This is a genomic window from Rhodoferax sp., from assembly GCF_037143375.1.
Lineage (GTDB): Bacteria > Pseudomonadota > Gammaproteobacteria > Burkholderiales > Burkholderiaceae_C > Rhodoferax.
Window position 1 is genome coordinate 1 of the sequence record NZ_JBAWYV010000163.1, and the last position, 6,202, is coordinate 6,202.

At 58.0% G+C, this 6,202-nt stretch carries 6 protein-coding genes; 4 read left to right on the forward strand and 2 right to left on the reverse strand.

Features of this window, described 5'->3' with window-relative positions; translation table 11 throughout:
• Window positions 1-44 precede the first annotated feature (44 nt).
• The 3 genes from dcd to WCG50_RS16430 all read left to right on the forward strand — a co-directional run bounded on the left by dcd (window position 45) and on the right by WCG50_RS16430 (window position 3,160).
• Window positions 45-611 carry a dCTP deaminase gene (dcd, locus tag WCG50_RS16420; protein ID WP_336900673.1) on the forward strand — a complete coding sequence of 189 codons (567 nt, stop codon included), beginning with the start codon at window positions 45-47 and terminating at the stop codon, window positions 609-611.
• A gap of 41 nt (window positions 612-652) precedes the next feature.
• On the forward strand, window positions 653-1,531 hold the full coding sequence (locus WCG50_RS16425) for a neutral zinc metallopeptidase (RefSeq protein WP_336900674.1): 879 nt from the start codon (window positions 653-655) through the stop codon (window positions 1,529-1,531).
• Window positions 1,532-1,666: 135 nt separating this feature from the next.
• Window positions 1,667-3,160 carry a DEAD/DEAH box helicase gene (locus tag WCG50_RS16430; RefSeq protein WP_336900678.1) on the forward strand — a complete coding sequence of 498 codons (1,494 nt, stop codon included), beginning with the start codon at window positions 1,667-1,669 and terminating at the stop codon, window positions 3,158-3,160.
• A gap of 58 nt (window positions 3,161-3,218) precedes the next feature.
• On the opposite strand, the gene WCG50_RS16435 is transcribed toward WCG50_RS16430, so the two are convergent.
• Window positions 3,219-4,076: a symmetrical bis(5'-nucleosyl)-tetraphosphatase gene (locus WCG50_RS16435; protein ID WP_336900675.1), complete on the reverse strand. Its 858-nt coding sequence runs from the start codon at window positions 4,074-4,076 to the stop codon at window positions 3,219-3,221.
• Between the two features lie 24 nt (window positions 4,077-4,100).
• Here WCG50_RS16435 and WCG50_RS16440 point away from each other — a divergent pair, with 24 nt between their 5' ends.
• Window positions 4,101-5,432 carry a hemolysin family protein gene (locus tag WCG50_RS16440; RefSeq protein ID WP_336900676.1) on the forward strand — a complete coding sequence of 444 codons (1,332 nt, stop codon included), beginning with the start codon at window positions 4,101-4,103 and terminating at the stop codon, window positions 5,430-5,432.
• Here WCG50_RS16440 and WCG50_RS16445 read toward each other — a convergent pair.
• A partial coding sequence (locus WCG50_RS16445) for a YdcF family protein (protein WP_336900677.1) occupies window positions 5,429-6,202 on the reverse strand: 774 nt, incomplete at its 5' end. The two genes, WCG50_RS16440 and WCG50_RS16445, sit on opposite strands and share 4 nt — an antisense overlap.

A 6,202-nucleotide genomic window follows, 5' to 3' on the forward strand; every position in this document is an offset into this window, starting at 1 on the left:
TCAGGGCTTGCTTACAATCTGCCAACTTCAGGAGTTCAGTTCCCATGACGATTAAGAGTGACAAATGGATCCGCCACATGGCCGAGACCACCGGCATGATTGAGCCCTTTGAGCCGCGCCAGGTGCGCGAGCGCGACGGCAACAAGATCATCAGCTACGGCACCAGCAGCTACGGTTACGACATCCGCTGCGCGCCCGAATTCAAGGTGTTCACCAACATTCACAGCACCGTGGTGGACCCGAAAAACTTTGATGAAAAAAGCTTTGTCGATTTTTACGGCGACAGTTGCATCATTCCTCCCAACAGCTTCGCGCTGGCCCGCACCATGGAGTACTTTCGTATTCCCCGCAACGTGCTGACCATTTGCCTCGGCAAGAGCACCTATGCCCGTTGCGGCATCATCGTCAACGTGACGCCTTTTGAGCCCGAGTGGGAAGGCTACGTGACGCTTGAATTCAGCAACACCACGCCCCTGCCTGCAAAAATTTACGCTGGCGAAGGATGTGCCCAAGTGCTGTTCTTCGAGAGCGATGAAGTCTGTGAGACCAGCTACAAAGACCGCGGCGGCAAGTACCAGGGCCAGGTCGGCGTGACCTTGCCCAAAGCCTGAGCCTGCCAAAAGCGTCCTCGTAGTTCAACAGGAGTGGTGCCATGAAGTGGGAAGGCAATCGCGAATCGGACAACGTCGAAGACCGCCGTGATGAAGGTGGTTCATCCAGCGGTGGTAGTGGCTTTGGCGGGCGTGGACTGGGCCTTGGCTCCATAGCCATCGCCCTGGTGGCGTCTTACTTTTTAGGCGTCAGCCCCATGACGGTGCTCAGCCTGCTCAGCGGAGGCAATCCCGCCCCCCAAACGCAGCAAGTCGCCGCCCACAAACCCCCTGCGGAGGACCACATGGCCAAGTTCGTGGCTACCGTGCTGGGAGATACCGAAGATGTCTGGAAAGACGTGTTCTCCAAGGGTGGCGCGACCTACAAAGAACCCAAACTGGTGCTGTTCCATGGCGCCACACCCACCGCTTGCGGGCAAGGGCAGGCTGCGATGGGGCCTTTTTATTGCCCGGGTGACCAGAAGGTTTACATCGATCTGGATTTTTATAAAACGCTCAAGGATCGCCTCGGTGCACCGGGCGATTTTGCGCAAGCCTATGTGATCGCCCATGAGGTCGGGCACCATGTGCAAAACCTGCTGGGCATCAGCGCCAGGATGGACCAGAAGCGGGGCAGCGTTAGCCCGACCGAATACAACGCCTTGAGCGTCCGACTCGAACTCCAGGCCGATTGTTTTGCCGGTGTTTGGGCCAATCATGCGCAGGCCGCCCGGCAGTTGCTTGAGCAAGGAGATGTGGAAGAGGCCATGAACGCCGCGGCAAAAATTGGCGATGACGCTTTGCAGCGTTCCAGTGGCCGTGCTGTGGTGCCCGATAGTTTTACCCATGGCACCAGTGCGCAGCGTCAACGTTGGTTCGATATCGGTCTGAAAAATGGCAGTGTCAAACGCTGCGATACGTTTTCTGCACGCCAATTGTGATATATCGAGGATAATAGGGGTTTGCCCCAGTTCTTGGGTGCCATCAGCTATCGGATTGGTAGCATTTGACCTTGGCTATGAATGCTTGAATTGACTTCTGATCAAACCCCTGATCTGACCCTGACCCCCGACACTTTGCCCATGGCCTTTGCCCAGTTGCAATTGGCCGAGCCCTTGGCTCGCGCCGTGGCCGAGATGGGTTACGCGACCATGACGCCGATCCAGGCGCAGGCGATTCCCGTTGTCCTGCAAGGACGTGACGTGATGGGCGCTGCCCAAACCGGCACCGGCAAGACTGCCGCTTTTGCCCTGCCGCTACTGCAGCGCATGATGAAGCACGAGAACCCCTCGACTTCGCCCGCTCGCCACCCGGTGCGTGCCTTGGTGCTGCTGCCAACGCGCGAGCTGGCCGATCAGGTCGCCCAGCAAGTCAAGCTCTACGCCAAATACACCTCACTGCGCAGTGCCGTGGTGTTTGGCGGCATGGACATGAAGCCCCAGACGCTGGAGCTGAAAAAAGGCGTTGAGATTTTGGTGGCAACACCGGGTCGCTTGCTGGACCACATTGAAGCCAAAAATGCGGTGCTTAACCAGGTTGAGTACGTGGTGCTGGACGAAGCTGACCGCATGCTTGACATCGGGTTCCTGCCCGATTTGCAACGCATCTTGAGTTACCTGCCCAAGCAGCGCATCACGCTCCTGTTTTCGGCCACGTTCTCCTCAGAGATCAAGCGTCTGGCCAGCAGTTACCTGCAAGACCCGGTGACGATTGAAGTCGCCCGCTCCAATGCCACCGCCTCTACGGTTGAGCAGCACTTTTACAGTGTGGGCGACGATGACAAGCGCCACGCCCTGCACCAAATCCTGAAACAACGCGGCATGAAGCAGGCGTTTGTGTTCGTGAACAGCAAGCTGGGCTGTGCCCGACTGGCGCGCTCGCTGGAACACGAAGGCCTCAAAACCACCGCACTGCATGGCGACAAGAGCCAGGACGAGCGTTTGAAAGCCCTCGATTCGTTCAAAAAAGGCGAAGTTGATTTGCTGGTGTGTACTGACGTGGCCGCCCGTGGGTTGGACATCAAGGACGTGCCTGCCGTGTTCAACTTTGATGTGCCTTTCAATGCCGAAGACTACGTGCACCGCATTGGGCGCACGGGTCGTGCTGGCGCTGCTGGCTTGGCTGTGACGTTTGTCTCCAAGAGTGACACCCGACTGGTCGCCGATATTGAAAAGCTCATTAAAACCAAGATTGAGCTGGAAGCGGTTGAGTTTGACGAAGACGTGCCTGACATTCGCAAGCAAGGCCGCATCAATGACGGCCGTCGCATGTATGCCGAAGGTGCGCAGGATGATTCGCGTCAGGGCCGCAACCGCGGTGCCATGCACGACGTGGCGCATGAAGGTCAGTTTGCACGTCAGGATCGTCCGCCTCGCCGTGACTTCACGCGCCAAGCACCTGTTTCGCGTGATCCGTTCTTTGACAAACCTTATGAAGCAGCCCCTGCAACAGCCACAGCCCCTTCCTGGGAAGCGGCTGTGACGCGGCCAGGTGCACGCAGTATTTCAGCCAACATCAAGCCCAAGCGACGCATAGCCGCTTTGTTCAAGTCAGAGCCCTCGCTCACTTGACGGAACCCTGATAGAAAAAATGCCGGACTTGTTCCGGCATTTTCATTTTTGGGTCTGATTATTTGCCCGGTTTTTGGGCTTGCTCGCACTTCACCTGAAGCAGCTTTTGAGCGAGCGGCGCACCTGAGCCGGCGCTGCTTATGCGCAAGGCACTCAAACAGCCACCCCACACGCAACCTGTATCAAGCGACAGCACATCAGCACGGTTCAGCCAGCCTAGCGTGGACCAGTGCCCAAAGGCCACTGTGATGTGGGCGGTCTTGCGTTCGGGTACCTCAAACCACGGCATGAAACCTTCGGGTGTGGCACCAGCCCCTTCTTTGGTCGCAAACTCCATATGCCCACGGGCATCACAAAAGCGCAACCGGGTCAGCGCATTCACGATCACGCGCAATCGCGAGTGACCCGTGAGTCCTTCGTCCCAGACTGCGGGCTCATCGCCATACATTTGATGCAAAAAATCACCCAGGTCAGGGCTGCGCAACATGGACTCCACCTCGGTTGCTAGTGCTATTGTTTTTGCAGCGGTCCACGCAGGCAGCACGCCGGCGTGCACCATCAATACCTCATGGATATCAAGGCGTTCCAAAATCGCCATGCGCTGCCAACGTAGCCAGTCCAGCAAGGCCGGGCGGTCCGGGGCGCCCAGAATCCCGTTGAGCGTGTCTTTGCGGTGTGGCTTGCGCGCCCCATGGGCCACCGCCAGCAGATGCAGGTCGTGGTTGCCCAAAACGCACTGAACTGCCGCGCCATAACCCATCAGGCGTCGCAACACGCCCGCCGAGTCCGGACCCCGGTTGACCAGATCGCCCAGAAAGTAGAGCGAATCGCGGCTCGCAGAAAAAGAAATTTCATCCAGCAATCGTTGCAGAGCGCTATCGCAACCCTGCACGTCACCAATCAAGTAAAGTGCCATGGTGTTTATTTTCGCTGTTGATCCATGGATTTTTTACTGATTGTTTTTCTGACCCTGCTGAATGCTGTTTTTGCCATGTCGGAACTGGCACTGGCCGGTAGCAAGAAGTCGCGGCTCAACGCGATGGCCGAGGAGGGTGACAAAGGCGCGCAGGCCGCACTCACGCTGCTGGGCAACCCCAATCAATTCTTGTCAACGGTCCAGGTGGGCATTACGTCCATCGGTGTGCTTAATGGTATTGTGGGCGAGGCCGCCTTCAGTGAAGGCGTTGCCATCTGGCTGCATGGCTTTGGCGTGGCCGAAAAAGCAGCCGCAATTTCTGCCACCGCCATCGTGGTGACTTTAATCACCTTCACCACCATTATTTTTGGTGAACTGGTGCCCAAGCGCATCGGGCAACTGCACCCTGAGTCGGTTTCGCGCTGGGTGGCGCGGCCCATGCTATGGCTGGCGACAGTTGCCAAACCCTTCGTTAAATTATTGTCTGGTACTACTGCAGCCATGCTTAATTTGCTGCGGATCGACACCAACGCTTCGCGCGCTGTCACTGAAGAAGAAATTACCGCCAGCCTGGAGGAGGGCGTGGATGCCGGGGTGATTGAACAGCATGAGCACCAGATGGTGCAAAACGTATTTCAACTGGATGACCGACCCCTGACCTCGCTGATGGTGCCCCGGACCGACGTGGAATGGCTGGATGCGTCCAACAGCGTGGCGCAAAGCCTGAAAGCGGCGGGCACGGGTGGCCGGGGTGGCGCCCATTCCTGGTACCCGGTGTGTCGCAGTTCGCTGGACGATGTGGTGGGCAAGATCAGTATTGGCCGCTTGCTTGAATTGGGTGCCGATGCGCCGGGAACCATTGAAGACTATGTCACGCCCGCTACTTTTGTGCCGGAAACCCTGAGCGGTATGGAATTGCTGGAGCAATTTCGGGAGAAGGCAGGGCGCTTTGTGCTGGTGGTGGATGAATATGGCGTGGTGCAAGGCCTGTTAACACCGCGCGACCTGCTGGAAGCCATTACCGGTGAGTTGCAGCCGGGGGCGCAGATCGATGCATGGGCCACTCAGCGCGAAGACGGCTCATGGCTGCTCGATGGCGTGATGCCGGTGGGTGAGCTCAAGGTTCGCCTCGACATTGACGACTTGCCCGACGAAGACCGGGGCCGCTACAACACGGTGGCTGGCTTGCTGATGTCGGTCTCGGGCCACTTGCCGGTCACGGGTGAGCGCATTGTTTGTGGCGACTGGTTATTTGAAGTCGTTGACCTGGATGGCAAGCGGATTGACAAGGTGCTCGCGAGCCTGCGCCCTGTCAAGGGTGCGCAGGGGATAACGATGAAGCCGGCGACGGATTAGGCGCGACCGGCGAGTTGGTACGACAGCAGGCCGATCCATTCGTGCAAGAGCAGGTGCCACTTGCTGGCGCCGGTAGCCAGTGAATATTGAGTCCACGGGGTGTGCAAGCCAGTGCGGTAATCCACTGGGTAAGCGGTGACGTTCCAGCCCGCTTTGACAAAGGTGGCCATGGCGCGCGGCATGTGTGAGGCCGACGTTAATAGCAACCAAGGCTGGCTGGTGTTCATACCGGGCACGGCGGCGCTTAAAACTGCATTTTCGTAAGTGGTGTGCGAAGCTGATTCGTAGGTCACACGCAAGGGGTCAACACCCATGCGGTCAAAAAATATTTTGGCGCGGTCTGCTTCGGTCAGCTTGCCGGCAAACATCTCGCCTTCGCCCCCCGTGAACAGCAAGCGCAGGTGTGGGGTGCGCTGCATCAATTCAACCGCAGCTGTCATGCGTTCCGCCGCGTCATTCAAGGCTGGCTGGCCGTGGCCTTCCCAAACATAGGCAGGCTCCAGCGCACCGCCCAGCAGCACCACGCCCACAAAAGGCGGTATTGACGCGTTGATGGTCGGCGCCTTGTACCGGGTTTCAAGTTGGCGCAAGAGTGCGTCTGGCAACGGCTCCCACCCTTGCATCGTCAAAACGGTCAACGCAAGCCAAACCAGACCAACACCCCATTTGCGCCAGTGTGGCATCAATAGCAAACCACTCAGCAGCAGGACCAGAACCCAGGCCAGCGGCTGCGTCGCAAAAGAAAGTAATTTTGAGGCGATGAACATGGG

Bases quoted from the DNA above. Each gene is read 5' to 3' on its own strand.
- dcd (WP_336900673.1), top strand. From the start codon at position 45: ATGACGATTAAGAGTGACAAATGGATCCGCCACATGGCCGAGACCACC.
- WCG50_RS16425 (WP_336900674.1), top strand. From the start codon at position 653: ATGAAGTGGGAAGGCAATCGCGAATCGGACAACGTCGAAGACCGCCGT.
- WCG50_RS16435 (WP_336900675.1), bottom strand. From the start codon at position 4,076: ATGGCACTTTACTTGATTGGTGACGTGCAGGGTTGCGATAGCGCTCTG.
- WCG50_RS16440 (WP_336900676.1), top strand. From the start codon at position 4,101: ATGGATTTTTTACTGATTGTTTTTCTGACCCTGCTGAATGCTGTTTTT.